At 68.4% G+C, this 26,794-nt stretch carries 29 protein-coding genes; 15 read left to right on the top strand and 14 right to left on the bottom strand.

Annotated elements, in window-relative coordinates; translation table 11 throughout:
• Nucleotides 1-147: 147 nt before the first annotated feature.
• Nucleotides 148-1,041: a LysR family transcriptional regulator gene (locus E0H45_RS09100; RefSeq protein WP_165546390.1), complete on the top strand. Its 894-nt coding sequence runs from the start codon at nt 148-150 to the stop codon at nt 1,039-1,041.
• Here the strand turns inward: E0H45_RS09100 and E0H45_RS09095 are convergent.
• The 7 genes from E0H45_RS09095 to tdh all read right to left on the bottom strand — a co-directional run bounded on the left by E0H45_RS09095 (nt 1,038) and on the right by tdh (nt 6,654).
• Nucleotides 1,038-1,862, bottom strand: a complete 825-nt coding sequence (locus E0H45_RS09095; protein WP_131336032.1) for an aldo/keto reductase — start codon at nt 1,860-1,862, stop codon at nt 1,038-1,040. The two genes, E0H45_RS09100 and E0H45_RS09095, sit on opposite strands and share 4 nt — an antisense overlap.
• Before the next feature lie 62 nt (nt 1,863-1,924).
• Complete coding sequence (locus E0H45_RS09090) at nt 1,925-3,010, bottom strand: winged helix DNA-binding domain-containing protein (RefSeq protein WP_131336030.1); 1,086 nt, start codon at nt 3,008-3,010, stop codon at nt 1,925-1,927.
• 32 nt (nt 3,011-3,042) lie between these two features.
• On the bottom strand, nt 3,043-3,453 hold the full coding sequence (locus E0H45_RS09085) for a type II toxin-antitoxin system VapC family toxin (protein WP_131336028.1): 411 nt from the start codon (nt 3,451-3,453) through the stop codon (nt 3,043-3,045).
• Complete coding sequence (locus tag E0H45_RS09080) at nt 3,453-3,728, bottom strand: ribbon-helix-helix protein, CopG family (protein ID WP_131336026.1); 276 nt, start codon at nt 3,726-3,728, stop codon at nt 3,453-3,455. Before E0H45_RS09080 ends, E0H45_RS09085 begins: the two co-directional genes overlap by 1 nt.
• Before the next feature lie 38 nt (nt 3,729-3,766).
• Nucleotides 3,767-4,243: a hypothetical protein gene (locus E0H45_RS09075; protein WP_131336025.1), complete on the bottom strand. Its 477-nt coding sequence runs from the start codon at nt 4,241-4,243 to the stop codon at nt 3,767-3,769.
• A 177-nt stretch (nt 4,244-4,420) separates the two neighbouring features.
• Nucleotides 4,421-5,605, bottom strand: coding sequence for a glycine C-acetyltransferase (locus tag E0H45_RS09070; RefSeq protein WP_131336024.1), 1,185 nt, complete (start codon nt 5,603-5,605; stop codon nt 4,421-4,423).
• On the bottom strand, nt 5,605-6,654 hold the full coding sequence (tdh, locus tag E0H45_RS09065) for an L-threonine 3-dehydrogenase (RefSeq protein ID WP_131336023.1): 1,050 nt from the start codon (nt 6,652-6,654) through the stop codon (nt 5,605-5,607). Before tdh ends, E0H45_RS09070 begins: the two co-directional genes overlap by 1 nt.
• Nucleotides 6,655-6,762: 108 nt before the next feature.
• Here tdh and E0H45_RS09060 point away from each other — a divergent pair, with 108 nt between their 5' ends.
• The 6 genes from E0H45_RS09060 (at nt 6,763) to E0H45_RS09035 (ending at nt 13,292) form a co-directional block, all read left to right on the top strand.
• Entirely contained in the window at nt 6,763-7,380 is a 618-nt protein-coding gene (locus E0H45_RS09060) for a class E sortase (protein WP_131336022.1), read from the top strand.
• A gap of 33 nt (nt 7,381-7,413) precedes the next feature.
• Nucleotides 7,414-7,956, top strand: coding sequence for an orotate phosphoribosyltransferase (pyrE, locus tag E0H45_RS09055; protein ID WP_131336021.1), 543 nt, complete (start codon nt 7,414-7,416; stop codon nt 7,954-7,956).
• Entirely contained in the window at nt 7,956-8,687 is a 732-nt protein-coding gene (locus E0H45_RS09050; RefSeq protein WP_131336020.1) for a DUF3137 domain-containing protein, read from the top strand. The genes pyrE and E0H45_RS09050 overlap by 1 nt, the downstream gene beginning before the upstream one ends.
• 37 nt (nt 8,688-8,724) lie before the next feature.
• Complete coding sequence (locus E0H45_RS09045; protein WP_131336019.1) at nt 8,725-9,579, top strand: LemA family protein; 855 nt, start codon at nt 8,725-8,727, stop codon at nt 9,577-9,579.
• A 229-nt stretch (nt 9,580-9,808) separates the two neighbouring features.
• Nucleotides 9,809-12,790 (top strand): AfsR/SARP family transcriptional regulator, encoded by a 2,982-nt coding sequence (locus E0H45_RS09040; RefSeq protein WP_131336017.1) that lies wholly within the window; start codon nt 9,809-9,811, stop codon nt 12,788-12,790.
• A 91-nt stretch (nt 12,791-12,881) separates the two neighbouring features.
• On the top strand, nt 12,882-13,292 hold the full coding sequence (locus E0H45_RS09035) for a hypothetical protein (RefSeq protein WP_131336015.1): 411 nt from the start codon (nt 12,882-12,884) through the stop codon (nt 13,290-13,292).
• Here the strand turns inward: E0H45_RS09035 and E0H45_RS09030 are convergent.
• A complete protein-coding gene (locus E0H45_RS09030) occupies nt 13,286-13,984 on the bottom strand; it encodes a DedA family protein (RefSeq protein WP_238154869.1) in 699 nt (232 codons plus the stop codon). The genes E0H45_RS09035 and E0H45_RS09030 overlap by 7 nt on opposite strands.
• Nucleotides 13,985-14,044: 60 nt before the next feature.
• On the opposite strand from E0H45_RS09030, the gene E0H45_RS09025 reads away from it, so the two are divergent.
• Nucleotides 14,045-14,671 carry a TrmH family RNA methyltransferase gene (locus E0H45_RS09025; protein ID WP_131337706.1) on the top strand — a complete coding sequence of 209 codons (627 nt, stop codon included), beginning with the start codon at nt 14,045-14,047 and terminating at the stop codon, nt 14,669-14,671.
• Here the strand turns inward: E0H45_RS09025 and E0H45_RS09020 are convergent.
• Nucleotides 14,653-15,075, bottom strand: a complete 423-nt coding sequence (locus E0H45_RS09020) for a MarR family winged helix-turn-helix transcriptional regulator (protein ID WP_131336013.1) — start codon at nt 15,073-15,075, stop codon at nt 14,653-14,655. The genes E0H45_RS09025 and E0H45_RS09020 overlap by 19 nt on opposite strands.
• A 358-nt stretch (nt 15,076-15,433) precedes the next feature.
• Here E0H45_RS09020 and E0H45_RS09015 point away from each other — a divergent pair, with 358 nt between their 5' ends.
• The 3 genes from E0H45_RS09015 to E0H45_RS09005 all read left to right on the top strand — a co-directional run bounded on the left by E0H45_RS09015 (nt 15,434) and on the right by E0H45_RS09005 (nt 17,620).
• Nucleotides 15,434-16,165 carry an FUSC family protein gene (locus E0H45_RS09015; RefSeq protein WP_131336011.1) on the top strand — a complete coding sequence of 244 codons (732 nt, stop codon included), beginning with the start codon at nt 15,434-15,436 and terminating at the stop codon, nt 16,163-16,165.
• Complete coding sequence (locus tag E0H45_RS09010) at nt 16,155-17,339, top strand: alpha-amylase family protein (protein WP_131336009.1); 1,185 nt, start codon at nt 16,155-16,157, stop codon at nt 17,337-17,339. The genes E0H45_RS09015 and E0H45_RS09010 overlap by 11 nt, the downstream gene beginning before the upstream one ends.
• 92 nt (nt 17,340-17,431) lie before the next feature.
• On the top strand, nt 17,432-17,620 hold the full coding sequence (locus E0H45_RS09005) for a hypothetical protein (RefSeq protein ID WP_131336007.1): 189 nt from the start codon (nt 17,432-17,434) through the stop codon (nt 17,618-17,620).
• On the opposite strand, the gene E0H45_RS09000 is transcribed toward E0H45_RS09005, so the two are convergent.
• The 3 genes from E0H45_RS09000 to E0H45_RS08990 are packed head-to-tail and all read right to left on the bottom strand — an operon-like array spanning nt 17,609 to nt 21,313.
• Entirely contained in the window at nt 17,609-19,339 is a 1,731-nt protein-coding gene (locus tag E0H45_RS09000) for an FAD-dependent monooxygenase (protein ID WP_131336005.1), read from the bottom strand. The genes E0H45_RS09005 and E0H45_RS09000 overlap by 12 nt on opposite strands.
• Nucleotides 19,336-20,208, bottom strand: a complete 873-nt coding sequence (locus E0H45_RS08995; RefSeq protein ID WP_131336003.1) for an intradiol ring-cleavage dioxygenase — start codon at nt 20,206-20,208, stop codon at nt 19,336-19,338. The genes E0H45_RS09000 and E0H45_RS08995 overlap by 4 nt, the downstream gene beginning before the upstream one ends.
• A 16-nt stretch (nt 20,209-20,224) precedes the next feature.
• A complete protein-coding gene (locus E0H45_RS08990; RefSeq protein ID WP_131336001.1) occupies nt 20,225-21,313 on the bottom strand; it encodes a maleylacetate reductase in 1,089 nt (362 codons plus the stop codon).
• A 64-nt stretch (nt 21,314-21,377) separates the two neighbouring features.
• Here E0H45_RS08990 and E0H45_RS08985 point away from each other — a divergent pair, with 64 nt between their 5' ends.
• Together E0H45_RS08985 and E0H45_RS08980 are read left to right on the top strand one after the other, a co-directional pair.
• A complete protein-coding gene (locus tag E0H45_RS08985; RefSeq protein WP_131335999.1) occupies nt 21,378-22,160 on the top strand; it encodes an IclR family transcriptional regulator domain-containing protein in 783 nt (260 codons plus the stop codon).
• A 64-nt stretch (nt 22,161-22,224) separates the two neighbouring features.
• Complete coding sequence (locus E0H45_RS08980) at nt 22,225-23,166, top strand: DUF1905 domain-containing protein (RefSeq protein WP_202872230.1); 942 nt, start codon at nt 22,225-22,227, stop codon at nt 23,164-23,166.
• Between the two features lie 13 nt (nt 23,167-23,179).
• Here the strand turns inward: E0H45_RS08980 and E0H45_RS08975 are convergent, their stop codons facing one another.
• Nucleotides 23,180-23,599, bottom strand: coding sequence for a VOC family protein (locus E0H45_RS08975; RefSeq protein ID WP_131335997.1), 420 nt, complete (start codon nt 23,597-23,599; stop codon nt 23,180-23,182).
• An 82-nt stretch (nt 23,600-23,681) separates the two neighbouring features.
• The gene (locus E0H45_RS08970; RefSeq protein ID WP_131283776.1) at nt 23,682-24,701 is read right to left on the bottom strand and encodes an SIS domain-containing protein; all 1,020 of its coding nucleotides are present in this window, start codon (nt 24,699-24,701) and stop codon (nt 23,682-23,684) included.
• Between the two features lie 139 nt (nt 24,702-24,840).
• Between E0H45_RS08970 and E0H45_RS08965 the strand changes: the two genes are divergently transcribed.
• Both E0H45_RS08965 and fbaA read left to right on the top strand, forming a co-directional pair.
• Nucleotides 24,841-25,560 (top strand): GntR family transcriptional regulator, encoded by a 720-nt coding sequence (locus tag E0H45_RS08965; protein ID WP_131335995.1) that lies wholly within the window; start codon nt 24,841-24,843, stop codon nt 25,558-25,560.
• A gap of 192 nt (nt 25,561-25,752) precedes the next feature.
• Nucleotides 25,753-26,778 (top strand): class II fructose-bisphosphate aldolase, encoded by a 1,026-nt coding sequence (gene fbaA / locus E0H45_RS08960; protein ID WP_131335993.1) that lies wholly within the window; start codon nt 25,753-25,755, stop codon nt 26,776-26,778.
• Nucleotides 26,779-26,794: the final 16 nt, after the last annotated feature.

Below are 26,794 nucleotides of genomic sequence, written 5' to 3'. Positions count from 1 at the left end.
GGGTTTGCTCGTGGATCGATTTGATCATCGAGAACGGGATGTATTGCACGGTGGTTCCTTTCGACCCTTCGAGAGTAGGAACCCGGGCCTTGATACGTCCAATGAAAGTTCTGCGCGGAGTTGATGTGTCTGGTGCATGATGTGGGTATGGAACTGCGCCAGCTCAGGTCGTTCGTGGTGGTGGCCGAGGAGATGAACGTCGGGCGGGCGGCCACGCGGCTGCACCTGACCCAGCCGTCGCTGAGTCGCCAGATCGCGGCGCTCGAACACGATCTGGGCGTCGAGCTGTTCGCCCGGGTGAAGCGCCGGTTCGTGCTGACGGCCGCGGGCGCGACCTTCCTCGCCGACGCGCAGGACCTGCTGCGGCGGTCGGACGAGGCGGTCCGCACGGCGCAGCGGACGCAGCGCGGCGAGCTGGGGACGTTGCGGCTGCGATTCGTGCAGTCGGCAACGTTCGACGCGCTGCCGCGGCTGCTTGGCGCGTTCCGGCGGGCGTATCCCGAGGTGGTGCTGGACCTGGAGTCGTGGACGACGCTGCGGCAGACCGAGGCGCTGCGGGACGGGCGGATCGACGTGGGACTGCTTCGCCCAAGTACGCCGGGCGGTGCGAGTGCCGTCGTCCAGCTCGAGCCCAAGTTGACGTCGCGGATGGTTGCCGAGGACTCGTTGGTGGTGGCGTTGCCGGCCAGGCATCGGCTGGCTCGGCGGAAACGGCTGCGGTTGACCGAGCTCGCGGAGGAGCCGTTCGTGTTCTACTCGCGGCCGAGCGGGCCGGCGGTGCACGACACGATCGTTGGATACTGCCGGGCGGTCGGGTTCACACCGCGGATCGAGCAGGAGGCCGCCGATGTACAGACGATCGTGTCGCTGGTCGCGGCCGGGCTCGGCATCTCGCTGCTGATCGGCCCGACCCCGCCGTCCAACCCGGACACGGTCGTCTACCGCGAGTTGTCCGACGACCTACCACCTTGGCAACTCTCCGTAGCCTGGTCGCCGGACAACCGCTCGCCCGTCCTGGCGCGCTTCCTGGACCTCGTTTAGCCGAAGACGTCCGGGTCGCCGCCGGTGCGGACGCCGGTCTCCAGGTCCGCGATCGCGGCCATGTCGTCGTTGTCCAGCCGGAAGTCGAAGACCTCGAAGTTCTCCTTGATCCGGCTCGGCGTGACGGTCTTCGGGATCACCACGTTGCCGAGCTGCAGGTGCCAGCGGATCATCACCTGGGCCGCCGACTTGCCGTACTTCGCGCCGATCGTCGCGAGCGCCGGGTTCGCCAGCAGTTCGCCGGACGCCAGCGGGCTCCACGCCTCGGTGACGATGTCGTTCTCGGCGTTGAACGCGCGCAGCTCGTCCTGCGGCAGCGCCGGGTGCAGCTCGATCTGGTTCACCGCGGGCCGGATCGTGGTCTCCTCGAAGATCCGCCGCAGCGCGGGCTCGTGGAAGTTCGAGACGCCGATCGCACGTACCCGCTTGTCCGCGTACAGCTGCTCGAACGCCTTCCAGGTGTCGACGTACAGGTCCCGCTGCAGCGACTGCCAGTGGATCAGGTACAGGTCGACGTACTCGAGGCCGAGCTTTTCCAGGCTCGCGTCGAAGGCCTTCAGCGTGCTGTCGTACCCCTGCTCGGAGTTCCACAGCTTGGTGGTGATGAACAGTTCGTCACGCGGGATGCCCGACGCCGCGATCGCCCGGCCGACGCCGGTCTCGTTGCCGTAGATCGCTGCGGTGTCGATGTGCCGGTAGCCGGTCTCGAACGCCGACGCCACGACATCGGTGACTGTTCCGTCCTCGACCTGCCAGACCCCCAGGCCCAGCTGCGGGATCTCGACGCCGTTGTCCAGAGTGATGGAGGGGACTGTACTCATCTACCCATTCCACCCGGCAAAGGGTTTCTGGCCCAGTCATCTGACGTGTGACAACAACCTCATTAACCGGTAGTAACCATTTCGTAGGACTTGGCATCGGGCTCCATGAACCGGAGCAGCCCGTCGCCCTCCCGCTCCAGCTCTGCCTGCGTCTTCTTCAGCATCCGGCCGAACGGAGTGAGCGTGAGAGTGGCCACACCGCGCTTCTTCTCGGTCGTCCACAGCCCGGCGACCAGGCCATCGACGGTGTACGTCGCCTTGACCCGGAGGTTCTTCGTGAACACGGCCGGCTTGTGCTCGTCGGCGATGATCCGCTCCCGTTTCGCGTGCGACAGCAGCACGTTGTCGAACTCCGGCAGGAATCGCACCGGCGCCGGTGTGTCCGGATCGGGGCGCGGCGCATCCGGTACGTCGTACAGCGTCTTGCCGTTCTCGTCCGTGAACGTCTCGAGCTCCAGCTCGTCGAACAACGGCTTCGCTTTCTGCAAACCGGACCAGGTCTGGAAGTCCGCCGGCGTGGCCGGACCGAACGCCTGCAGGTAGCGGGTGATCAGTTCCTTGGTCTCGGAACGCTGGTGGAGCTTCTTCCCGATCCACTCCTCGGCCGGCGTGAACTTGGAGTTCGCCGTCCAGGACCAGCGGACGTCTGTTGGGTACACCACCAACGGCACCAGCATCCGCGTGCAGAACCCGAGCGCCCGCTCGTTCACGTCCGGGAACTGCTGCTGCAACGCGTCGCGCACCTCGGTGAACGTCAACGGCTCCTTCGCCAGCAACTTCTTCGCCGCAGCCACCACCTTCTCCGGCTCCAGGCCCGCGCCGCGTTCGCCCAACACTTTCAACCCCGCCTCGAGCACCGGCGCCACAGTCACCCGGAACCGCAGGTAGTCCGCCGCAGTCACCAGATGCAACGTCCCCCGAAACAGCGTCGCCCGTACGACCTCGTGCTCCCGGACCGCCTGATCCAGCTCGGATTCCGCGAACCCGTCGATCCGCGACCACAACCCGACGTACGGATGCTTGGCCTCCTGCCCCTGCATCCCCACCAACCGGCCCACCACCTCAACCGCCGGCACCGCTTCCCGACCCAGCAGAACCTGCCGCGCCAGCGTCGCCCGATTGACCGCCCGCCCACTCATCACCACCATGCACGCATCCTGCCCGGCCGCACCGACAAATGTCAGCGACGCCCCGGCGACGCGACGGCGAGTACGTTGCGGCGGCACGCGTCTGCGAGGCGTTCGTCGTACGTGACAACGAGGTCCGCGTCGATCAGCACCGCCGTTGCGAGATGCAGTGCGTCGAGGCCGCGCAGGACGAGCGGCTCGATCCGCCGGGCGACACTGACGACCTCGGCCGTCATCTGGCGTTCGTCGATACCGGACATCGCGCCGTCGATCAGCTCACCGGCGTCGGCAGGCGTCCGCACTCGTGCGAGTACGACGCGCGAGACCTCGACCCACGCGAGCGAGGACGATGCGAGCACATCGCCCTGTTCGTAGTGTGCGTCGAGGAAGTCCACCAGGTCGTCGGATTCGTCCTCGGCGACGACTCGCTTGATCAGCGCGCTGCTGTCGAAGTAGACCCGCATCAGAAGCGGTCGTCCCGACCGAGCAGGTCGAGGCTGGTGGTTCCCTTCGGCAGTCGAAGCCGCGGCCGCACCTTGCGATACGGGACGCGAGCCGGTTGCACAGCCTGCGCGGCCCGGGCGCGTTCGCGCTCACCCGCCGGATCCTCGTGGTCGATCAGGTGCAGTCGACGGCCGAGCGCGTCCCGGACGATCTGCTGCTGGGATTGACCGGTCCGTTCCGCCTCCGCCTGAAGGGCTGTTGCCACTTCGGCCGGGAGTCGCAGGTTCATGGCCATACATCGACGGTACCACGGCGGTACCATCGTTGGTGCCGTCAGCTGTAGTCCTTCTCGTCGTACTTGGGGAGGCCGAGGAGTTGGCGGATCTGGGTTGAGGGGGCCTTGCCGCCGGCGGCTGTGGCGCGTTGGACGTGGTCGGCCATCTCGGACTTGGTGCCGGCCGCGGCGGCCAGGAGCCACTGCGGTCGGGCGGCGGCATCTGCCTTCGCCAGCGCCCGCATCTGCGTCGAGACCTTGGCGGGCCAGACGACCGACCTCAGTGCGCTGTACTCGGCGAGGTTCGCCGCGGCCACTGCCTTGGCCCTGGCCTGCAGGGTCGTCAGCGACATGTTCTCGTTGGCTGCCTTCTCGAACCGCTCGAGCGCGACGTTGTACGGCCGGGTGATCTGCAGGTACTTCGTCCCCGCAGCAGAAAGACTCAGCATCGGCATCGTCGGTGTCGTCCGCACGACCGGAACGCTCCGCGCCGGCGACGGCGGCGCGTACGCCCCAGCCGGCTCCGAAGGAGTCACCGACGGCGCACTCGAGGAGGCAGGCGAAGGCGCCGTGACCGCCGGTCCACCATCCGCCCCACACCCGGCAACACACGCCAAACCCAGTACTCCGACAACGGCCAGCATCTGGCGCATAAAGCTCCTCACCCAGTGCGAACCGGACAACCCTAGCGGCGTCCGGCTCGACCGGACGAACTACCCCGCCAGGGCTGCGCGAGCTTCGGCGAAGGCAGCGATGGCGCGCTCCACATCCTCGGTGGAATGGGCCGCGGAGAGCTGCACCCGGATACGGGCCTTGCCCTGCGGTACGACGGGGTACGAGAAGCCGATGACGTAGATGCCGAGGTCGAGGAGTTTGTCGGCCAGGCGGCCGGCCTCGGCGGCGTCGCCGATCATCACCGGGGAGATCGGGTGGTCGCCGGGCAGTACGTCGAAGCCGGCCTCGGTCATCTTGGTGCGGAAGAGTGCGGTGTTGGCGGCGAGCTTGTCCCGCAGGTCGCTCGAGGTGCCGATCAACTCCAGTGCCTTCAGCGAGGCGGCGGTGACGGACGGCGCCAGCGAGTTCGAGAACAGGTACGGGCGGGAGCGCTGTCGGAGCAACTCGACGATCTCGCGGCGGGCGGACACGTAGCCGCCGGACGCGCCGCCGAGGGCCTTGCCGAGGGTGCCGGTGACGATGTCGACGCGGTCCTTCACGCCGAACAGCGACGGGGTACCGGCGCCGTCCGCTCCGACGAAACCGACCGCGTGCGAGTCGTCGACCATCACCAGGGCGTCGTACCGCTCGGCCAGGTCGCAGATCTCGTCGAGCGGGGCGACGTACCCGTCCATCGAGAACACGCCGTCGGTGGCGATCAGCCGGTACCGCGCGTCGGCGGCGTCCTTCAACTGGGCCTCGAGGTCGGCCATGTCGCGGTTCTTGTACCGGTAGCGCTTGGCCTTCGAGAGCCGGACGCCGTCGATGATGCTGGCATGGTTCAGCTCGTCGGAGATGATCGCGTCCTCCGCGCCGAGCAGCGTCTCGAAGAGGCCGCCGTTCGCGTCGAAGCAGGAGCTGTAGAGGATCGTGTCCTCGGTCCCGAGGAAGTTGCTCAGCGCACCTTCGAGGTCCTTGTGGATCTGCTGGGTGCCGCAGATGAAGCGCACCGAGGACAGGCCGAAGCCCCACCGGTCGAGGGCTTCCTTCGCCGCGGCGACGACGTCCGGGTGGTCGGACAGTCCGAGGTAGTTGTTCGCACAGAAGTTCAGTACTTCGTTGCCCGACGCAACCGAGATCAAGGCCTGCTGGGGTGAGGTGATCACCCGCTCGGACTTGTAGAGCCCGGCGTCCCGGATCTCGCCGATGGCCGTCGTCAGGTCGTCCCGCATCCGCCCGAACATCAGTGCTTCTCCTCCAGCGTCTCAGCCGTCCAGTCCATGATCACCTTGCCGCACTGCCCCTGGCGCGCCACGTCGAAGGCCTGCTCGAAGTCGCCGTACCCGAACCGGTGGGTGATCACCGGCGTCAGGTCCAGCCCGCGCTCCAGCATCACCGACATCGAGTACCAGGTCTCGAACATCTCCCGGCCGTAGATGCCCTTGATGGTCAGCATGTTGAGCACCACCGTGCCCCAGTCGATCGCGATCTCGTCCGACGGCAGGCCGAGCATCGCGACCTTCCCGCCGTGCGTCATGTTCGCCAGCAGCTCCCGCAGCGCGGCCGGCTGCCCGGACATCTCCATCCCGACGTCGAACCCCTCGCGCATCCCGAGGCTCTGCTGCGCCTGCGCGATCGTCTCGTCGGCGACGTTCACCGCGCGGGTCACGCCGATCTTCCGCGCCAGGTCGAGGCGGTACTCCGACAGGTCGGTGATCACCACGTTCCGCGCGCCGGCGTGCAGCGCGACCGCCGCGGCCATCACGCCGATCGGTCCGGCCCCGGTGATCAGCACGTCCTCACCGACCAGCGGGAAGGACAAGGCCGTGTGTACGGCGTTGCCGAACGGGTCGAAGATCGCGGCGACGTCGAGGTCGACCTTGTCCTTGTGTACCCACGCGTTCATCGCCGGCAGGGCGACGTACTCCGCGAACGCACCCGGCACGTGGACGCCGAGGCCGCGCGTCTTGATGCACAGATGGCGACGTCCGGCCCGGCAGTTGCGGCAGCGGCCGCACACCAGGTGTCCCTCACCGCTGACCAGGTCGCCGACCGCGACGTCACGGACGCCGACACCGACCTCGACCACCTCACCGCAGAACTCGTGCCCGGTCACCATCGGCACCGGCACGTTCTTCTGCGCCCAGTGGTCCCAGCTCTGGATGTGCAGATCGGTGCCGCACAACCCGGTACGGAGCACCTTGATCAGGACCTCGTCGGCCTCGATCTTCGGCTCCGGGACGTCCTGCAACCACAGACCGGGCCTGGCCTCAGCCTTCACGAGCGCCTTCATGCCCACATCGTCGTCCCGGGCAACCATCGCCGTCCATCGACACGTCGTACACAGCCTTTGCAGTCCAACTGCACACCGAGGGTATGTCTCCCGACATACCCTGGTCGCATGCGGGGAGTAGTCAGGGCAGCCGGGATCGTGTTCCTGGTGGTCGGGGTCGGGCTGCTCGGGTGGGTCGGCTGGCAGTACTTCGGGACCGGCGTCGTCTCGAACCAGCAGATGGACGAGGCCCAGGGCGTACTGCGTGAACAGTGGCGAACACCGTCCGCGACCGCGACGCCCGCGACCGGGAAGCCGCTGTTCCTGATCCGGATCCCGAAGTTCGGCGACGACTGGGAGAAGCCGATCGTGGAGGGCGTCGACGCCGACGATCTGGCCCGCGGCATTGGTCACTACCCCCAGACCCAACTGCCCGGTCAGCCGGGCAACTTCGCGCTCGCCGGCCACCGCGTCACCCACGGCTCCCCGTTCCGGAAGCTCCTCGACCTGCGCAAGGGCGACCAGGTCGTCATCGAGACCGCCGAAGCCGTCTACACCTACGAGCTGGACTCCTCACCGCGCGACCTGACCGTCCCCCCGACTGACACGTGGGTCCTCGACCCCGTCCCCGGCAAGAGCCAGACGCCCACCCGTTCGATCATCACCCTCACCACCTGCCAAGACCTCTTCCACTCCCCAGACCGCTCCGTCACCTTCGGGCAGTTGATCAAGGTCACTAAGAAGTAGGTGCGCCCCGCCCGTGATCTAAGCTCAAGGCTCATGAGCTACGACCGGGACGGACTGCTGGAGCAGGTCAAGAGCAAGGCGATCGTGCACGGCCGGGTGACGCTGGCGTCGGGTAAGGAAGCCGACTATTACGTCGACCTGCGCAGGATCACGCTCGATGCGGCCGCGGCGCCGCTGATCGGCCCGGCGATGCTCGAGCTGACCAAGGACCTCGAGTACGACGCTGTCGGCGGACTGACGCTCGGCGCGGACCCGGTCGCGATGTCGATGCTGCACGCGGCGGCCCAGGAGGGGCGGACGCTCGACGCATTCGTCGTACGCAAGGCCGAGAAGACGCACGGTCTGCAGCGGCGGATCGAGGGACCGGACGTGAAGGGTCGCCGGGTGCTCGCGGTCGAGGACACCTCGACGACCGGCGGATCGGTGCTGACCGCGGTCGAGGCGTTGCGCGAGGCCGGGGCCGAGGTGGTCGCGGTCGCGGTGATCGTGGACCGAGCGACCGGAGCCCAGGAGCGGGTGGAGGCGGAGGGTCTGGCGTACCGCTCCGTGTTCGGTCTCGAGGACCTGGGGCTCTGATGCAGAGCAGCACGGTTCTGTTCATCCTGCTGGCGATCGTGGTCGGCGGAGGTCTCGCCTACTTCAACATCTACCGGGCGAAGAAGCGCCGGGAGATGTTCGCCGGTCTCGCCGCCCAGTACGGCTGGTCGTACGTGCCGGTCAACAACTCGCTCGCCGGTCAATGGGCCGGTACGCCGTTCCGCACCGGCGACAACCGGCGCGTGAAGAACGTGCTGTCGGGTCCGTTCAACGGTCACCAGATGGTTGCCTTCGACTACAGCTACCAGACCCACACCACGAACGGAAAAGGTCAGCGACGGACCACCACCCACAACTTCGGTGTCGTCGTCCTGCAACTGCCGGGCGCGCTGCCGCACCTCGAGGTGACGCACGAGGGAATCTTCGGCGGCGCGGTGGCCAACGCGCTCGGTTTCCGGGACATCCAGTTCGAGAGCGAGCAGTTCAACCGCGCGTTCCGGGTCAAGGCCGACGACGAGCGGTTCGGGCACGCGGTGGTGACGCCGCGGATGATGGAGATGCTGCTCGCCCGCGGCGAGATCGGCTGGCGCTTCGAGGGGAATTCGCTGGTCGGCTGGGACAACGGCGCGCACAACCCGAACGAGGTGCTGAACCGCCTCGGGCTGCTCGATCAGGTCGCGCTGAACGTCCCGCCGTACGTCTGGCGCGACTACGCAGGCGTCGACCCCCGCGGCCAGCAGCCCCCGGCGGGCGGACCCGGCTACCCGTAGAGTCGCTCCCAGCACTGCCAACTCTCGGGAGCTCGTCATGGTTTGGGTCATCATCGTGATCGTCGCGGTGATCGTCATTCTGGCGATCATGCTGATCACGTCGTACAACCGGTTCGTCAAGCAGCGGAACCTGATCCAGGAGTCGTGGCGGCAGATCGACGTCGAGCTGCACCGCCGGTACGACCTGATCCCGAACCTGGTCGAGACCGTGCGCGCGTACGCCGCGCACGAGCGGCACGTGTTCGAGGAGGTCGCCCGGCTGCGCACCCAGGCGGTGAACGTGCAGGCCTCCAACCCGGAGCAGCGGGCCGCCGCGGAGGGTCAGCTGTCCGGCGCGCTGCGTCAGATGATGATCTCGGTCGAGCAGTACCCGCAGCTGCAGTCGAACCAGAACTTCCTCGGTCTGCAGCGCGAGCTGACCGACACCGAGGACCGGATCGCGGCCGGCCGCCGGTTCTACAACGCGAACGTCGGCGACTACAACACCCGGATCGAGGCGTTCCCGTCGAACCTGATCGCGGGCGGCTTCAAGTTCGAGAAGGCCGGCTACTTCGAGGTCAAGGACGAGCAGGTCCGCGCGGTACCGCAGGTCTCGTTCGGCACGATCGGCTCGGTCGCCGGGGAGCAGGCGCCGCCGCAGATGCAGCCGGGGCCGCAGTCCTCGGGTCAGATCCACCCGCAGATGCCGGGGGACCAGGGCAACTACCCGCCGCAGCAGCAGATTCCGGGCGGCTACCAGCAGCCCGCGCAGCAGCCGCCGTACCAGGGCCAGCCGGGCCAGGGTCAGTACCCCGCGCCGGGGCAGTACCAGGGAGAGCCACCGGTGGGCGGGCCGCCTGCGGGTTCCCCCGCGCCACAGGACGGACAGCCGCCATTCACCGGTGGCCAGTAGGCACCGGTTCCCCGTAGTCCAGGACCCCCGATCCCGGACTCTCTCCCAGTGCCAGGCCCGGTGTGACGGCGGTCAAGTCGCCACCTCCGGGCCTGCCCTCCCCCCGGTACCTGTGTCAACAGTGCCGGACTGAGATACATCCGGCGTACATCGGCCTCACGGAAGGTACAGACGCGGCGTACAGCCGGATGCCACGATAGGTCGGTTCCCGAGTGGAGAGGTCGGACGAGTGGACAGTCTGAGGTACGGAATCCTCGGACCTCTGCGGCTCGTTCACGTCCCGGGCCAGCCGCTCAAGGCCGCCAAACCGCGCCAGCTGCTCGCCACGCTGCTGCTGCACCCGAACCGGTTCGTCTCGACCGACCTGATCGCGGACGCGCTCTGGGAGAACGCCCCGCCGCGGTCCGCCACCGCGAACATCCGGACGTATGTCCGTGCGCTCCGCGGCGTGCTGCAGGATGCCGGACTGCCCGCGCCGATCGACACCTCGGCCGCCGGCTACAGCATCGAGGTCGGTGTCGACGAGCTCGACGCCAGCCTGTTCGAGTCGCTGCTCGCCGAGGGCGGCCACCTGCGCGACCAGGGCGACGGCCGGCAGGCCATGCAGGTGCTGTCCCACGCGTACTCGCTCTGGCGCGGCCGCCCGCTCGAGGACCTGCCGATGCCCGCAGCGTGGGAGGGCTCGATCTCCCGCCTGGAGGCGCAGCACCGCGGGCTCATCGACAGCCTGCTGGACCTGCGGCTCGAGTACGGCGACGTGAGTGGCGCCGCCGTACTGCTGAGTGCACGCCTCACCGACGACCCGTACGACGAGCAGCTCTGGCGGCGCCTCGTCGACGCACTGGTTGCCGCGGGGCGAGTGGGTGAGGCTCGAGCGGCGTACGCGAAGGCAGTGCAGACGCTCGCCGACGAGCTGGACATCAAGCCAGGTCCGGAACTGGAGGCCGCCGGCGCCCGCGCCGAGAACGGCCGCTCGGCCAACTGGCCCAACCCGGGCATCCCCGCGGACCGTACGGCGGACCGCCCGGGACCGACCGCCCAACCCGGACCGATGGCCGCACCCGAGCTGACCGACCCGCTGCGGCCGCCGAGCCAGCTCCCGCTCGACCTGGCCGACTTCAGCGGTCGGCAGGAGCTCCTGGAGCAGCTGCGCGACCTGGTCTGCGGCCGCGACCCGGTGCGGCCGCCGATCGCTGTCATCTCCGGTGCGCCGGGGACGGGGAAGACCTCGCTGGCCGTTCGGCTCGGGCACCTGGTCCGGGAGTACTTCCCGGACGGGCAGATCTACCTGGACATGCACGGCGCGACGCACCCGCGCGACCCGGCCGCCGCGCTGACCGATCTGCTGCTCAGCCTGAACCTGCCCGACTACGCGATCCCGACCGACCCGGAGCGGCGGTCCGCGATGCTGCGCTCCGAACTGGCCAGCCGCCGCGTGCTGATCATCCTCGACGACGTGGCCACCGCAGGTCAGGTGACTCCGCTGATGCCCGGTACCGGCGCGTCGGCCGTGGTCGTGACGAGTCGCAACCGGCTGATGGACCTGGCGGGTGCGGACAGTACGCCGCTCGACACGTTCGACGACCGCGAGGCAGCCCTCCTGCTGTCGTCGGTCGCCGGAACCGGCCGGATCGACCCGTCCTCGCCCGAGGCGGAGGAGATCCTGGCGGCGTGCGCGAACCTGCCGCTGGCGATCCGGATCGTCGGCAGCCGCCTGGCGCAGCGGCCCGATCTGAGTGCACGAGAGCTGGCGCGGCGGTTGCGGGACGAGACGTCGCGGCTGGACGAGCTGAGCATCGGTGAGCTCGCCGTACGATCCAGCGCCGACCTGAGCTACGGCGCGCTGAGCCCCGAGGAAGCCCGGCTGTACCGGCTGATCGGTCACTTCGCGGTGGGCGTCTTCTCCGCGCGTGCGCTCGAGACGGTCGCGTCACCCGCCGCCGTACGACGCAGTCTGGATCGGCTGATCGAGGTCAACCTGGTCCGGATCAGCTCGGTCGACCACCGCGGTACGGCGCGCTACCGCGTCCACGACCTCCTGCGGTTGCACGCACTCGGCGTCGGCGACGACGAGCAGAAGGCGCAGGCGGTCCGCGACGTCGAGGCTGTGGTCGACGCGATCCTGAACAAGATCCGGCGCGCCAACAACGGTCTGTCCTTCGAGTACTTCGGCGTACTGGAGCACACCGGCCCGTTGACGGCGCCGGACCCGTCGCCGTTCACCGAGACCGACGCGATCGCGTGGTTCGACAGTGAGCGCAGTACGTTCGTGCCGGCCATCCGCGCCGCGGCGCAGAACGGGCTGCACGAGCACGCGTGGCGGATCGCTGCAGCCTGGGGGCCGTACCTGGACCTGCGGGCCGGGTTCGACGACTGGAACGGCTCGCACCAGCAGGGACTGCTCAGCGCGATCGCGTGTGGCGACCGGCGCGGCGAAGCGATCATGCACCGGAACCTCGGCCAGCTCGCCGTCTACCAGGACGACTGGGAGACCGCGCGCCGGCACTTCGACGCGGCCGCGCAGGCCTTCGCGGAGGTCGGGGACCGGCTCGGTGAAGGTGTCGCCGCCGTCGGGCTCGGCACCTGGCTGCGGGAACGCGGCGAGCGCGACAAGGGCCTGGAGCAGTACGAGAAGGCGATCGAGGCGTTCGTCGAGGACGGGAACGCCAACGCCGAGGCACTGGCGCGGACCGCGGCCGCGAACGTCTACCTGGTCCGCGGCGACCTGGTCACGGCTCGGCGTCTCCTGGCCCAGGCGTTCCTGATCGCCGTACGGCGGGCCGACGCCCACCGGGAAGCGAAGGTACGGCGGCGGATCGCGGACCTCCGCGTCCATCAAGGGCGGCACGACGAGGCGGTCCGGCAACTCCGGAAGGCGCTCGCGATCTTCGACGGGATGGGTGACGACCACTGTGCGGCGTACACCCGGGCGCTGCTCGGGCAGGCGCTGATGGAGCGCGGTGAGGTGGCCGCGGCGCGCAAGATCCTGCTGGACGCGATGGACATCGGCCACCGGCTCGGCGATCGCAGCGTCGAGGGCGAGGCGGCGCAGCACCTCGGTGAGCTCTATCTGTCCACGGGCAGCCTGGACAACGCCCGCCGTACTCTCGAACGCGCTGCCCGCGTGTGGCAGCAGGCTGGGAACGACGTGGCGGCAGCCGAGTGCCGCCGCATGCTCGCCGGGTTCGACGCAGGGGCCGCGGTCGGCTGACGCGTCAATGTACGGCGGGTGTATTCGGGTTCGGCAGGATTCTGATCATGCCACGGCACGTAGGCCGAGGACGGGGGATCGGGGAGGACCTATGGCCTGGGGGGACGTAGTCGTGGAACGCGGGAACGTCCCGCGGGTGGCAAACCCGCGGGATACCGAGGCGGCGCTCAATTGGCAGTTGGAGCGCGTCGGATCGGCGGCCTGGCTGGACTGGCCGCTGAAGTTCCAGCGGATGGCTTTCGGGTATGCGCACGACAGCGGCTGGCACGACGCGGCCGACGCGGTTCGGTGGCTCGACCACCACGCCCTGCTCCGTGAAGGGGCGGCGCCACGGGGGGCGCTGGTCTGGTACCAGGCGGCAGACCGGATCCGGGTGGCTTGTTCACTCGGTTCCGGTCAGGTGGTCGGTCCGCTGCCGACCGGACCGGTCGCGGCCGCCGACCTGTCGCTACTCAGCACCGACTGGGTTTGGTCGGAGCCGCACTTTCCTTTCGGTCACTGACCGTTGCTCACCGGGTGCTTGGGCGCGGCGTGCTTCGGGGCGTCGCCGGACTTGTTGTTGCGGTTGCGGCGGCGGGCCAGGAGATACTCGACCACCATCGGGATCAGCGAGATCAGCACCAGCAGGATCAGCGCGGCCTCGAGGTTCTTGTGGATGAACTCGACGTTGCCGAGCGCGTGGCCGAGCAGCGTAATGCCCGGTGCCCAGATCACCGCGCCGACCCCGGTCCAGAGGAAGAACTTCTTCGGGTCCATCTTCCCGGCGCCGGCCACGATCGTGATGAACGTCCGGACGATCGGCACGAAGCGCGCCATCACCAGGGCCCGCGGACCGTAACGCTCGAAGAACTCATGCGTTTGCTCGATGTACTTCGGTTTCAGGAACCGGGCGTTCGGATTGCGGAACAACGACGTACCCAGGGCTCGGCCGATGTAGTAGCCGGAGACGTTGCCGAGGAACGCGGCGATCGTCAGCAGCACACAGGCCAGCCAGAGCGGTACGTCGATGGAGCCTTGCGCGATGAAGAGGCCGACGGCGAACAGCAGCGAGTCACCGGGCAGGATCGGGAACAGCACCCCGCACTCGATGAACACCACCAGCAGCGTGCCCCAGAGGGCCCAGTTACCCATCCAGTGCAGGAGGTACTCCGGGTCCATCCAGTTCGGCATCAGCATCGCGACAAGAGGAAGCACGCGGACAGGGTAGCGTCCCAACCTGTGCATGAGCTGATCAGCGACGTACGGGGAGCGGACATGGTGGGCCCGAGCGAGATCGGCGTCGGCCCCTGGGAGGGCGACTGGCCGGACGATCCGCGGCTGGACCCGGAGCTGCTCGAGGCCGGGGATCGGCGCAATGTCGTGGACAAGTACCGGTACTGGAAGCTCGAGGCGATCGTCGAGGACCTCGACCGGCAGCGGAACCCGTTCCACGTCGCGATCGAGAACTGGCAGCACGACCTGAACATCGGCTCGGTCGTCCGGACCGCGAACGCGTTCCTCGCGTCGGAGGTCCACATCGTCGGCAACCGGAAGTGGAACCGCCGCGGCGCGATGGTCACCGACCGCTACCAGCACGTCCGCCACCAGCCGGCGCTGTCCGACCTCGCGACGTACGCCGCCGAGCGTTCACTGGCCGTGATCGGCATCGACAATCTGCCGGGCGCGGTGCCGCTCGAGACCTACGACCTGCCCCGGGAGTGCGTCCTGCTCTTCGGTCAGGAGGGGCCTGGGCTCACCGACGACGCGCACCAGATCTGCACGTCCGTGCTCTCCATCGCTCAGTTCGGCTCGACCCGCTCGATCAACGCCAGCGCGGCGGCCGCGATCGCGATGCACGCCTGGATCCGCCGGCACACGTTCGGTCAGCCGTCGAGCAGCTGATCGAGGATCCCGGCCGCCAGTTGGAGTACTGCGCGCTCGGTGGGATTGAGGCGCTCTTCGATCGCTTCGGCGAGCCAGTCATCCGAGCTCTTCATGTGGTCCTTGAGCAACTGCCGCCCGCGATCGGTCAGCTCGATCGTGTGCCGGCGCCGGTCGTGCGTGTCCTGCTGCCGCGAGATCAACTGCTGCTCCTCGAGGCTCGCCAGCACCCGCGTCAACGACTGCGGCTGCACGCGCTCGGCCGCGGCGATCTCGCTCGCCGTCAGTGCCCCACGCCGATGCAACTGCCCGAGCACCGCGACCCCTGTGCTCCCCAGCCCGTCCCCGACCCGCTCGGCCCGCAGCCGCAACGCCAACCGCGTGCTGGCCCGCCGTAGCGCAACAGCCGTTTCATAAGCTTCCATTAACTATCCTAAGCTCGCTGACGCTTGAGAATGCTAAGGTCAGCTTACTATGAGCATCCACGTCGCCCACTGGTCCCGGGATACACCTGTGGTCCCGGCCCAGCTGGTCACCGCGGCCCTCGCGATGGCCGGCCCGATCACGTACGGCGTGACCACCGGCCACCTGACCCACGCCTCCTTCGCCGCCCTCGGCGCCCTGGCCACCAACTTTGTGCACCCACCAACCATTCGCAGACCGTTTTCGTGGTTGGTCGGTGCTCAAAGTCGCGCTTTGTGGTTGGCCCGTGCACAAAGTCGCGTGGGGGTGGTGGTGACGGCGGCCGCGTTGGTTGGGGTGTGGTTGGGGGGTCGGGGGTGGGTGGGCGCAGTTGGGGTGGTGGTGCTGGCTGCGGGTGCGGCGGTCGTTGGTGGATTCAGTCGGTGGACGGCTGACGCGACGGCGCGGTTCATCACGTTTCTGGTGATGGCGACCGGGTTGGGCGGGGCCGCTTGGGAGGTTGCTCGGTGGTTTGCGGTCGGGGTCGCGTGGGCGATTCTGCTGGGGCTCGCGGCTGCTGCGTTCTCGGCACCGGGTGCCCCGGCCGGCGGCGTGCCGACGTACGGACAGCTGTGGCGACGTTGGTGGGGGAGTCTGCATCGGTTCGAGGGATGGCGGTACGCCGTATGCCTGGTGCCCGCGCTCGCGGTGGCCGAGGTGATCGGCGTGTGGTGGCATCAGGAGAAGGCGTACTGGATCGCGCTCGCGGTGGTGATCGTGGTCCGGCGCCGCGGCGGATCGTTGCTTCGGGCAACACAACGCTGTCTCGGCACCTGCGCCGGTGTACTCGTCGGGGGCGCCCTCGTACTCTGGGTGCCGCCGTCGTGGGCGATCGTGGCGGTGGTCAGCGTGCTCGCCGGGCTGCGACCGCTGCTGAAGGAACGTAACTACGCGGCCTACGCGACTGTCATGACCCCGCTCGTCGTCCTCCTGATGGACCTCGGCCGTACGCCGGGCCTCTCGACGATCGGGTACCGCCTGATCGACACCGTGATCGGATGCCTGATCGCGATACTTCCTACTCTGGTTCTGAGGAGGCGATATGTGGCCTGATCACGCGATCTGGTGGCAGATCTATCCGCTCGGCTTCACCGCGGCCGAACCGACGGCTCAGCAGACGGTCGTGCATCGCCTGCCGCAGCTGGAGAACTGGCTCGACTACGCGATCGACCTGGGCTGCAACGGGCTCCTCCTCGGACCCGTCTTCGCCTCCGAAACCCACGGCTACGACACCGTCGACCACTTCCGGATCGACCCGCGCCTGGGTGACGAGGCCGACTTCGACCACCTGATCGCCGAGGCCCACGCCCGCGGCCTCCGGGTCGCGCTCGACGGCGTCTTCAACCACGTCGCCAGCTCGTTCGCCCATCCGGACTGGTTCCGGCGCACACCCGATGGCCTCGCCACGTTCGAGGGTCACGAGCAGCTCGTCGCCCTCGACCACAGCAACCCCGACGTCGCGCAGTACGTCGGCGATGTCCTGCGATTCTGGATCGACCGCGGTGTCGACGCGTGGCGCCTGGACGTCGCGTACGCCGTACCGCCTGAGTTCTGGCGCCAGGTGCTGCCGCGGGACCGCGACACCTGGTACTTCGGTGAGGTCATCCACGGCGACTACGCCGCGTACGTCGAGAAGAGCGGGCTCGACTCCGTCACGCAGTACGAGCTCTGGAAGGCGATCTGGAGTTCGCTCAACGATCACAACTTCTACGAGCTCTCGTACGCGCTCGGCCGGCACAACGCGCTGCTCGACACGTTCGTCCCGCAGACGTTCGTCGGCAACCACGACGTGACCCGCCTCGCGACCCGGCTCGAGGACGAACGCCACCTCGGCCACGCGCTGGCGATCCTGTTCACGGTCGCCGGCGTACCGAGCGTCTACTCCGGCGACGAGCAGGCGTTCCGGGGTCTCAAGGAGGACCGCGCCGGCGGGGACGACGCCATCCGGCCGGCGTTCCCGGGGTCGCCCAACGAGTTGGCGCCGTACGGCCTGCCGACGTACCGCTTGCACCAGGAACTCATCGGCGTACGGCGGCGGCATCCGTGGCTGACCCGGGCGCGGACGACCGTCGAGCATCTCACCAACGAGTCGCTCGCGCTGCGCAGCACCCACGGCGAGCAATCGGTCCTCCTGCTGCTGAACATCTCGGACCAGGAGCAGCGTTTCCCGCTCGCAGACACCCCGCCCGTCCCCGCCCACAGCTGGGAATTGTTGACAAGTCCGTAACCTTCCTCCGCTTGCGCCCGTTGTTCTCGGTAAGACAGAAGTGAGGCTTCTCGTCGCGCTGGGTTGGTGACGGGACACATGGGGGTTTGCTGATGAACACTCTGTGGGACGAACTGATACACGAGCTGGGCACGGTGCGTGCGTTGAGCGCGGCAGCTCTGGAGGCGCGGTCGGAGACCTCGCGGGTCGCGCTGATCACCTTGCTGGACGCCGAGACCGCGGAGATCTCAGCGATCCTCGACCGCATCCTCCGCGAGGCCGCCGCCTCGTCAGCGGCCTAACACCGCACCGATCGCCTGACGGAGCGCTTCCGTCGGATCGTCGGGCTGGTCGAACGCGCGGTACGCGATGTGCGCGTCCGGCCGGACGAGCAGACAGCCCTCGTCCGGGATCTCGCGCACCCGCGCCCAGTCGCCGTACAGGTCGTCCAGCTCACGACCCGGCCCGATCACGAACGGCTCGATCGGTACGCCGAGCTGCTCGGACACGGATTGTGCCGCCTTCACCCATGCGTCGCCGCCGATGCCGGTGAGCAGGGTGAAGCGGCCCTTCCCGACCACGTCCAGCGTGCTGAGGGTGTCCGATCCGCGCGTCAGCCAGCAGTGCGGGATCCGGGCGCCGGGCCAGGTTGTCGGGTGGTAGTACAGCTCGTGGTCCCGCTCGTACGGCGGCTCGGGCGTACCGTCGTCGACCACGGCGGACGACCGGTAGCGCTGCCCCAGCTCGACACCGTGCGCGTTGAACTCGTAGTCCTTCAGCTCGATTGCCTTCCGCAGCTCCTCGCGCTGCGCTGCGCCCTCCGGGGTGTCGTCCTTGCGTGACTCGATCGTTCGTCCGGCGGGAGCGTCCGGTGTCATGCCGAGCGCCCGGAAGATCTGGCCGAACTGGTTGCGGCTCTTGTTGGCGCGGTCAACGATCTGCCGCGCGATCGGGGCGCGCTCGGCGTCGTAGCTCTGCAGCAGTTCGGGCGCGGCCTGGCCCTTGAGGACCAGCGCGAGTTTCCAGGCCAGGTTGTACGCGTCCTGGATCGAGGTGTTCGAGCCGAGACCGTTGCTCGGCGGATGCCGGTGGATCGCGTCACCCATACAGAACACGCGGCCCTTCGAGATCTTCTCGGCGTACATGTGGTTGACGCTCCAGACCGACGTACCCTTCAGCTTCACGTCGATCGTGTCGTCGCCGACCAGGTTGTGGACGATCTCGGTCGCCATCGCCTCGTCGACCACCGGGGCGGGCTGGTTGATGTCGTAGCCCCAGACGATCAGCCACTCGTTCCACGGGCGGACCATGCGGACGAGGCCTGCGCCGATCCCGCCGATCTGCGCGCCGGGCTGGAGGACCCAGTACAGAACGCTCGGGCGATGCGCGACGTACCGGCTCAGGTCGGCCTCGAACACGATGTTCATCGAGCCCTCGATGTCCATCGCACCGGCCATCGGCAGGTCGATGTCCTGGGCAACCTTGCTCCGCCCGCCGTCCGCACCGATCAGGTACTTGGCGCGGATCTGGTACGTCGTGTCGCTCAACCGGTCCCGCACCGTGGCGGTGACGCCGTCGTCGTCCTGCTCCAGGGACAGGTACTCGGTGTTGAACCGGAGCCGCGCGCCGCGGCTGGCGGCTGTGCTGACCAGGATCGGCTCGAAGAGCGTCTGGGGGAGATCCATGGGCAGGCAGGGACTGGCCTCCGTGTAGTCGGCCAGGCGGCGTGGATGCGTGCCCCAGGTGCGGATCCGGCCGATCTCCTCGCCGGCCAGGCTGGTGCAGAACGCGGTCTGGCCCATCAGGTCGTGGGCGGTGCCCTTGTCGACGACCTGGTCCTCGATGCCGACGTCGCGCATCAACTCGATTGTGCGTTGGTTGGTGATGTGTGCACGGGGCGTGTTGGCGGTCCAGCCGTACCGAGTGAGGACGATGTTGTCGACGCCGTACGTGGACAGGAAGAGGGAGGCCGCACCGCCGGCCGGGCCACTACCGACGATGAGGACGTCTGTGGTGATCATTGCTGAGCCTCCTCGGTGGTGGCGAGCACCAGGTCGTAGTCGACGGTGTAGTAGGGCTGCTCCGGCGTACTGCCGTCTGGCGCCTCGGTGCCGGCCGGGTGTTCGGCGAAGTCGGCGATGAGCGAATGCTTGACGCCGAACACCGCGTCGGTGTCGAGGTATTCGTCGCCCGCTGCGAAGACATGCGTGATCAGGCGGCTGTACCCAGGGGCCGTGACCATGAAGTGGATGTGCGCCGGGCGCATCGGGCCGCGACCGCCTGCGCGGAGCAGTTCGCCGACCGGGCCGTCATCGGGGATCGGATAGGCGACCGGCCTGACCGCCCAGAACCGGTAGTTGCCGTCGGCATCGGTTGTCAGATGGGCGCGGTTCTGTGGACCGTCGAGCTCCTTCTGTACGTCGTAGAACCCGTCCTCGTCGGCCTGCCAGGTCTCCACGAGCGCCTGCGGGATCGGTTCGCCCTTGGTGTTGAGGACACGCCCGCTCACCAGGCACGGCTGTCCAGGAGCGCCGTTCGAGATGTCGCCACCGAGCTGTACCTCGGGCGATCCCTCGACGAAGAACGGGCCGAACACAGTGGACTGCGTGGCCCCGGGCGGCGTCCGGTTCCCCAGCCCGACCGTGAGCATCGACAGCCCGAGTACGTCGGCCAGCAGGACGAACTCCTGTCGCGTGCCGGTCGAGATCTGACCGGTCCGGGTCAGGAAGTCGATCGCGGTGAAGTACTCGTCCTCGGTGAGGTCCACCTCGCGTGCGAACGCGTGCAGGTGGCGCACGAGGGCGCTCATCACCTCCCGGTAGCGGTCGCTCGGGCTGTCCCCGAAGCTGGCCACCACGGCTGCGGTCAGATCATCTCCTTGCAGGTCCATCCGGTCTCCTCGCTCATCAAGGTCGCGTACCGGACCAGGCGCGGGTCAGGATGTCCCGCACCAGGTCCTCCGTCACCGGGATCGGGTTGTCCGTCGGCTTGAACGCCGCGGCGGCTTCCGCGACCTGCGCCTCGGTCATGCCCAGCTCCCGCAAACTTGTCGGCACCCCCGCTGCCTGGAACAGGTCGAACAATCCACCTGCCAGGTCTGTTGTGCCCAAGGCGGCTTCCAATCGCGTTTTCGCTTGTGGAACTGAGGAAGCGTTGACGCGGGCAACCTGAGGAAGTACCACTGCGTGGGTCTCTGCGTGCGGCAGGTTGTAGGTGCCGCCCAGCAGGTGGCACAGCTTGTGATGCAAGCCGGTCCCGGCCGTCGCCAAAGCTGAACCTGCCAAGCAGGCGCCGTACAGAAGGTTGCTTCGAGCCTCTAAATCGTCGGGAGCGAGCAACACGTCCCGCAATCCGCTGCTCAACGACCGCAGTCCTTCTGTCGCGGTCAGTTCGGTGATCGGATCGGCCTTCGGTGTCCAGACCGCCTCCACGCAATGCGCGATCGCATTCGCCACACTCGCCGCCGTCACCTTCAACGGCAACCCGCGGCTCAACAACGGGTCGTAAACAACCACCCGAGGCAGTACGCGCAGATCAGTCCCGGTGCTCTTGCGACCAGTTGTCGTCTCACCCCACACCGGCGTCATCTCAGACCCTGCATACGTCGTGGGCACAGCAAGAATCACCACCCGTTCGGTGGTGAGGGCGATTGCCTTGGCCAGCCCGATCGCCGAGCCGCCACCGATGGCGACGGCCGCGTCAGCTCCGGCCTCGCGTGCCTTCGCCCGCGCGCCCTCCGCGACCTCGGTGGGAACGTGTTGCGCGACACCGTCGATCCGGCCCGCGAACAAGTCACCCAGTTGCGCCGCGACCACGTCGGCCGCTGCCCGCGCGGAGTTCGTCGCCACCACGAGCGCCCGCCGTACCCCGAGCGCTTCGACCTCGGTCGCGACCCGGTCGAGCGTGCCGGCCCCGAACACCACCCGCCCGGGCAGGAACGTGTGCACGAACCCAGCGCCGGACGGCGCTTCAGTTGGCTCGGCTGGACGTGGCATCGGCAGCTCCGCTAGGATTTCGCTCAGCGAATAGTTCTTCTTTCAACGAAAAGCAGGCTAGCCGATGCCGGGTGACGCGTCTACAGGCACGTTTCTGCAGGGTCTTGAGCGAGGCCTCGCGGTGATCCGCGCGTTCTCCACCGAGGCGCCGTCGCTGACCCTCAGTGAGGTGGCCCGTGCGGTCGGCATCACTCCCGCGACTGCGCGCCGGATCCTGCTCACGCTGGAGGAGCTCGGCTACGTACGCAGCGACAACCGCCGCTTCTCCCTCACTCCGCGCGTCCTCGCTCTTGGCTGGGCCTACCTCTCCTCCCTGGACCTCGGCGAACTCGCGGGCCCGTTCATGGAGGAGTTGAGCGCCAAGACCCGCGAGTCCTGCTCGATCGCGACCCTCGACCTCCCGGACATCGTGTACGTCGCCCGCGTGCCGACCAGCCGGATCATGACCGTCGCCCTCGGGGTCGGCGCCCGGCTGCCGGCGTACCCGACCTCGATGGGCCGGGTCCTCCTCTCCGCCTTGCCCGACGAGGACCTCACGGCGTACCTCGAAACCCTGCAGGCCGACCCGCTCACGGATCGCACGATCACGGCCCCGGACGACCTCCGCGCCAGCATCACCCAGGCCCGCGCCGACGGCTACGCCCTCGTCGACCAGGAACTCGAACTCGGCCTCCGCTCCATCGCCGCGCCCATCCACAACTCCCGTGGTCGCATCATCGCTGCCCTCAACGTCTCGGCCCACGCCTCCCGCTCGACGTCGACGTCCCTCTGCGAAGAGGTCCTCCCGCACCTTCGACAAGCGGCGACTCAGATCACCACCGCCCTCACCCATCGCGGCAACTTCTGATTGACCAGAATTCGGCGCCGAATCCGGAAGTGGTCTGTCCGGAACCGGGCCTAGCATCTGACCTATGGAGCAGTCCTTCAGCGGCGAGGTCATCGAGTGGCGCGGTCCGGCGCCGTACTACTTCGTCTCTGTGCCCGACGAGGAGGGCGACGCGCTGCGGGCCGTGGCCTCGGCTGCCAGCTACGGCTGGGGAATGCTGCCGATTCGCGCCCGGATCGGCAGCACCGAGTGGAAGACCTCGCTGTGGCCGAAGGACGGCAGCTACGTGCTCCCGCTGAAGGACGCAGTACGCAAGCCGCACGGACTGGATGCAGGCGACACCGTCGACGTCCGGCTCATGCTGGACGCCCTGCCCGAGCGGGAGACACGCCCCGCACCTCCGCGGACGCCCGTTCCTCGTTCTTCAGGCTCCCGCGAACCGATCGCCCCGGAACAGCTCACGATCGTCCCGGCGAACCAGGCGACCGCCGAGGACCTCAAGGCGGTTTTCGGTACCAGAGGAGACACCTCGCGCTGCTCGTGCCAACGCTTCCGGATGCTGCCCAAGGAAAGCTGGGACTCGGAAGGCCCCGAAGAACTCGCCGCCCGGCTTCGCGACCAGACCGCCTGCGGCAACCCGAAGGCCAAGACCACGAGCGGCCTGATCGCGTACCTCGACGGCGAGCCCGTCGGCTGGTGCGCCGTCGCGTCGCGCGCCGACCACGCGAGGCTGCGCCGCGACAACCGCGTCCCCTGGATGGACCGCAACGAGGACAAGGCCGACACGACGGTGTGGGCCGTGACCTGCTTCGTCACCCGCGTCGGCTACCGGCGCCGCGGTATCAGTCGCGCCCTCGCCCAAGCCGCCGCCGACTTCGCCCGTGAACGCGGTGCCCGCGCCGTGGAGGGCTACCCGGACTTCGTCGACGGCGGATCGGTCGGCACTCTCGGCACGTTCGCCGACGCCGGGTTCGTCGAGGTGAGCCGGCCGGGCAAACGCCGCGCGGTCATGCGCATCGACTTCTGAACGTCCCGCGCCGTCAGGCCTTCAGTTCTTCGAGAATCTGCAGGTAGTGCGGGTTGTTCATGATGCCGATGAGGTTGCCGAACGGGTCGACGACCGACGCGGTGCGGAAGCCCGTGTTGTTGCCTCGCTCAACGATTCCCTCGTTGAGCGTCGCCCCGAGCTCGAGCAGCCGCGCGAGCGTGCCCTCCAGGTCGTCGACGTGCCAGTTGACGATCGCCCCGGCCGCCACCGGCCCGACCTGGTGGGTCGCGTACTTGGCATCGATGATTCCCAGCTCGCACTGGAAGTCCCCGAACCGGAACTCGACGTACGCCGGCTCCTCCGCGGACGGCACGGCGTAGTACGCCTCGATCCCCAGCAACTCCTCGTACCAGCGCCGCGCCGCCTTCACGTCGCCCGCGTAGAAGCTGACAGTCGCAAGCCCTCGCAACATCGTGGTGGTCCTCTCTCAGGTGTTGCCCCGGTTGATGACCACCACGATTCCACCCAAAGTGCTCACCGAGTGAGCACTTTGTTCAGTCGGTTTGCGTCACCTTGCGGAGGCCGCGGGGGGCGTCGGGGTCGAGGCCGAGCTTGCGGGCCAGGAGCTCGATGGCGCGTTGGGCCGGGATGACCAGCGCGAGCGGCGCCAGCGTTTCAGGGAGGTCGGGACCGGCCAGGTTCACGTCGCAGCGGGAGGCGAACGTAGGGTCGCCGCCGATGCCGAGGATCTTGCTGCCCTTCTCGCGGACGATGCCGGCCAGCTCCGTCATACCGGGCAGCGCGGGACCCTCGCCCGCCGCGACCAGGATCGTCACCAGGTCGGAGTCGACGACCGCGATCGGGCCGTGCTTCAGGTCGGCGTACGAGAGTCCGCGGACCGGCTGCAGGCAGGTCTCCTCGAGCTTCAGTGCGACCTCGAGCGTCGTGCCGAACGTCAGTCCGCGACCGCTCGCGAGCACGTCGTGCGCCGCCGCCAGCAGGTCGGCGGCCGCCTCGACCGACCCGGACAGCATCTTGGTCGCGGCGTCCGGGACCCGCGCGATGTCGGCGTCGAGCGTCCCCGGCCGCGGCGCGAGCGCGTCCACGGCGACCGTGATCGCGGCCAGCTGCGTCGTGTACGTCTTCGTGGCCGGTACGGCGAGCTCCTGGCCCGCCTGCGTGATCAGGGCGACGTCGGCCGTCGAGGCCAGCGGGCTGTTGCCGTCGTTCGTGATGCCGACGATCGCCGCGCCGTTCCGCTTCGCCCACTCGGCCGTGTCGACGATCTCCTGGGTCGCGCCGGACTGGCTGACCGCGACCACCAGCGAGTTCGAGAGGTCCAGGTTCGCGCCGTACAACGTGGCTACCGAAGGAGCGGCCAGTGACGCCTGCCGACCCGCGTGGATCTCGGTCAGGTAGCGGCCGTAGACCCCCGCGTTGTCGGACGATCCGCGCGCCACGAAGATCACGTTCCGGCGCCCGGCGGCCAGCCGGGTGATGTCGTGCCGCAGCGGCAGAACATGCTCGAAGGTCGCGGCGAGCGCGGCCGGCTGCTCGGCGATCTCGGCCGCCATCCGGGTCTCTTGGGCGGGGACAGACACCACTACGATCACTGGTCCTATCTGGTCTTAACAGGTATGCTGCGCACGATAGCAGTGAGCGGCGTCCCGGGGCACCCCCGAGACCCGCCCAGGTCTGGAGGATCGAGATTCCATGGTGGCGACGAAGCGGGCCCAGGTCCGATCGGTGCTGGAACGGCTGATCGACGTCGAGCTGCATCCCGGGGACCCGATCCCCTCCGAACGTGCCCTGGTGGACAAGCTGAACGTCTCCCGGGTGACCGTCCGGCAGGCGATCAGCGACCTGGTCGAGTCCGGCGCCCTGGAACGGGTGCACGGCAAGGGGACCTTCGTCACCGGTCCGCAGGTCGACTCGCAGCTGCACCTCACCTCGTTCTCCCGGGAGATGCGGGCCCGTGGGCTGGAGCCCGGGACCGTGGTGCTGTCGGCCAGCGAGATCGAGGCCTCCGACGAGACCTCGAAGGGCCTGCGGGTCGCGAAGGGCACCAAGGTGATCCGGGTCGAGCGGCTCCGCACGGCCGATGCGTCGCCGATGGCCTACGAGGTCGGCTACTACCCGTCCGCGCTCTTCCCCGGCCTGCTCGGCCGCGAGCTCGGCACTCTCTACGACGTCTTTGCCAGTGAGTACGACGTCGTCGTCACCTCCGGTGAGCAGACCGTCCGGGCGGACAACGCCGACGGTCATGTCGCCCGGGTGCTCGGCGTGGCCCGGCGGGCACCCCTGCTGGTCCTCGAGCGCACCACCTTCGCCGGCCGCAAGGTCGTCGAGCTGTCCTGGTCGGCCTACCGCGCCGACCGCTACCGGCTGCACATGGCCCTGACCCCCCGCGGCCCGCGCACCGGGTCGGCCTGAGCTCGACCCGCGGTCGTCATCGGGCCGCAACGAACTGGACCTGTCCTGTTCATCAACTGGTCTACATCCCTGTCGATTGCTCCCCGGCCACCGGGCCGGTTCGGCAGGTGGGCCGCCGGATCCGACGAAGTGCCCGGCAGCAATACTGGAGCCGAACCCACAAGAACTGTGTTGTGAGGAGTACCGCGAGACATGCCTATTGCAACCCCTGAGGTCTACGCCGAGATGCTGGACAAGGCCAAGCAGAACCGCTTCGCCTACCCGGCCATCAACGTCAGCTCCTCGCAGACGCTGATCGCCGCGATCCGCGGTTTCGCCGAGGCGGGCTCGGACGGCATCGTCCAGGTCTCCACCGGCGGTGCCGACTACCTGTCCGGTTCCACCGTGAAGAACATGGTGTCCGGCTCGGTCGCCCTGGCCGCCTACGCGCACGAGGTCGCCAAGAACTACCCGGTGAACATCGCGCTGCACACCGATCACTGCCCGAAGGACAAGCTCGACGGCTTCGTCCGGCCGCTGCTGGCGATCTCCGCCGAGCGCGTCGCCCGGGGCGAGAACCCGCTGTTCCAGTCGCACATGTGGGACGGATCCGCGGTGCCGCTGACCGAGAACCTGGAGATCGCCAAGGAGCTGCTGGCCCAGGCGGCCGCGGCGAAGATCGTCCTGGAGATCGAGGTCGGCGTCGTCGGTGGCGAGGAGGACGGCGTCGCCAACGAGATCAACGAGAAGCTCTACACCACCGTCGAGGACGGCCTGGCCACGGTCGAGGCGCTCGGCACCGGTGACAACGGCCGCTACCTGACCGCGCTGACCTTCGGCAACGTGCACGGCGTCTACAAGCCGGGCGCGGTCAAGCTGCGGCCGGAGATCCTGGCGGAGATCCAGGACGCGGTCGGCGCCAAGGTCGGCAAGGAGCGCCCGTTCGATCTGGTGTTCCACGGCGGCTCCGGCTCGACGCTCGAGGAGATCCGGGCGGCGGTCGACAACGGCGTCATCAAGATGAACGTCGACACCGACACGCAGTACGCGTTCACCCGGCCGGCGGCGGGGCACATGTTCGCCAACTACGACGGCGTACTGAAGGTCGACGGCGAGGTCGGCAACAAGAAGGCCTACGACCCGCGCGCGTGGGGCAAGGCGGCCGAGGAAGGTATGGCGAAGCGCGTCGCCGAGGCGTGCGAGGACCTTCGCTCGACGGGTACGTCGCTGAACGCCTGACATCATCTGGTCCTCC

Origin of the sequence: Kribbella soli (genome assembly GCF_004331345.1) — a bacterium.
Lineage (GTDB): Bacteria > Actinomycetota > Actinomycetes > Propionibacteriales > Kribbellaceae > Kribbella > Kribbella soli.
Note: the sequence above shows the minus strand (reverse complement) of the source record. Positions and strands in the feature narration are given on the sequence as shown.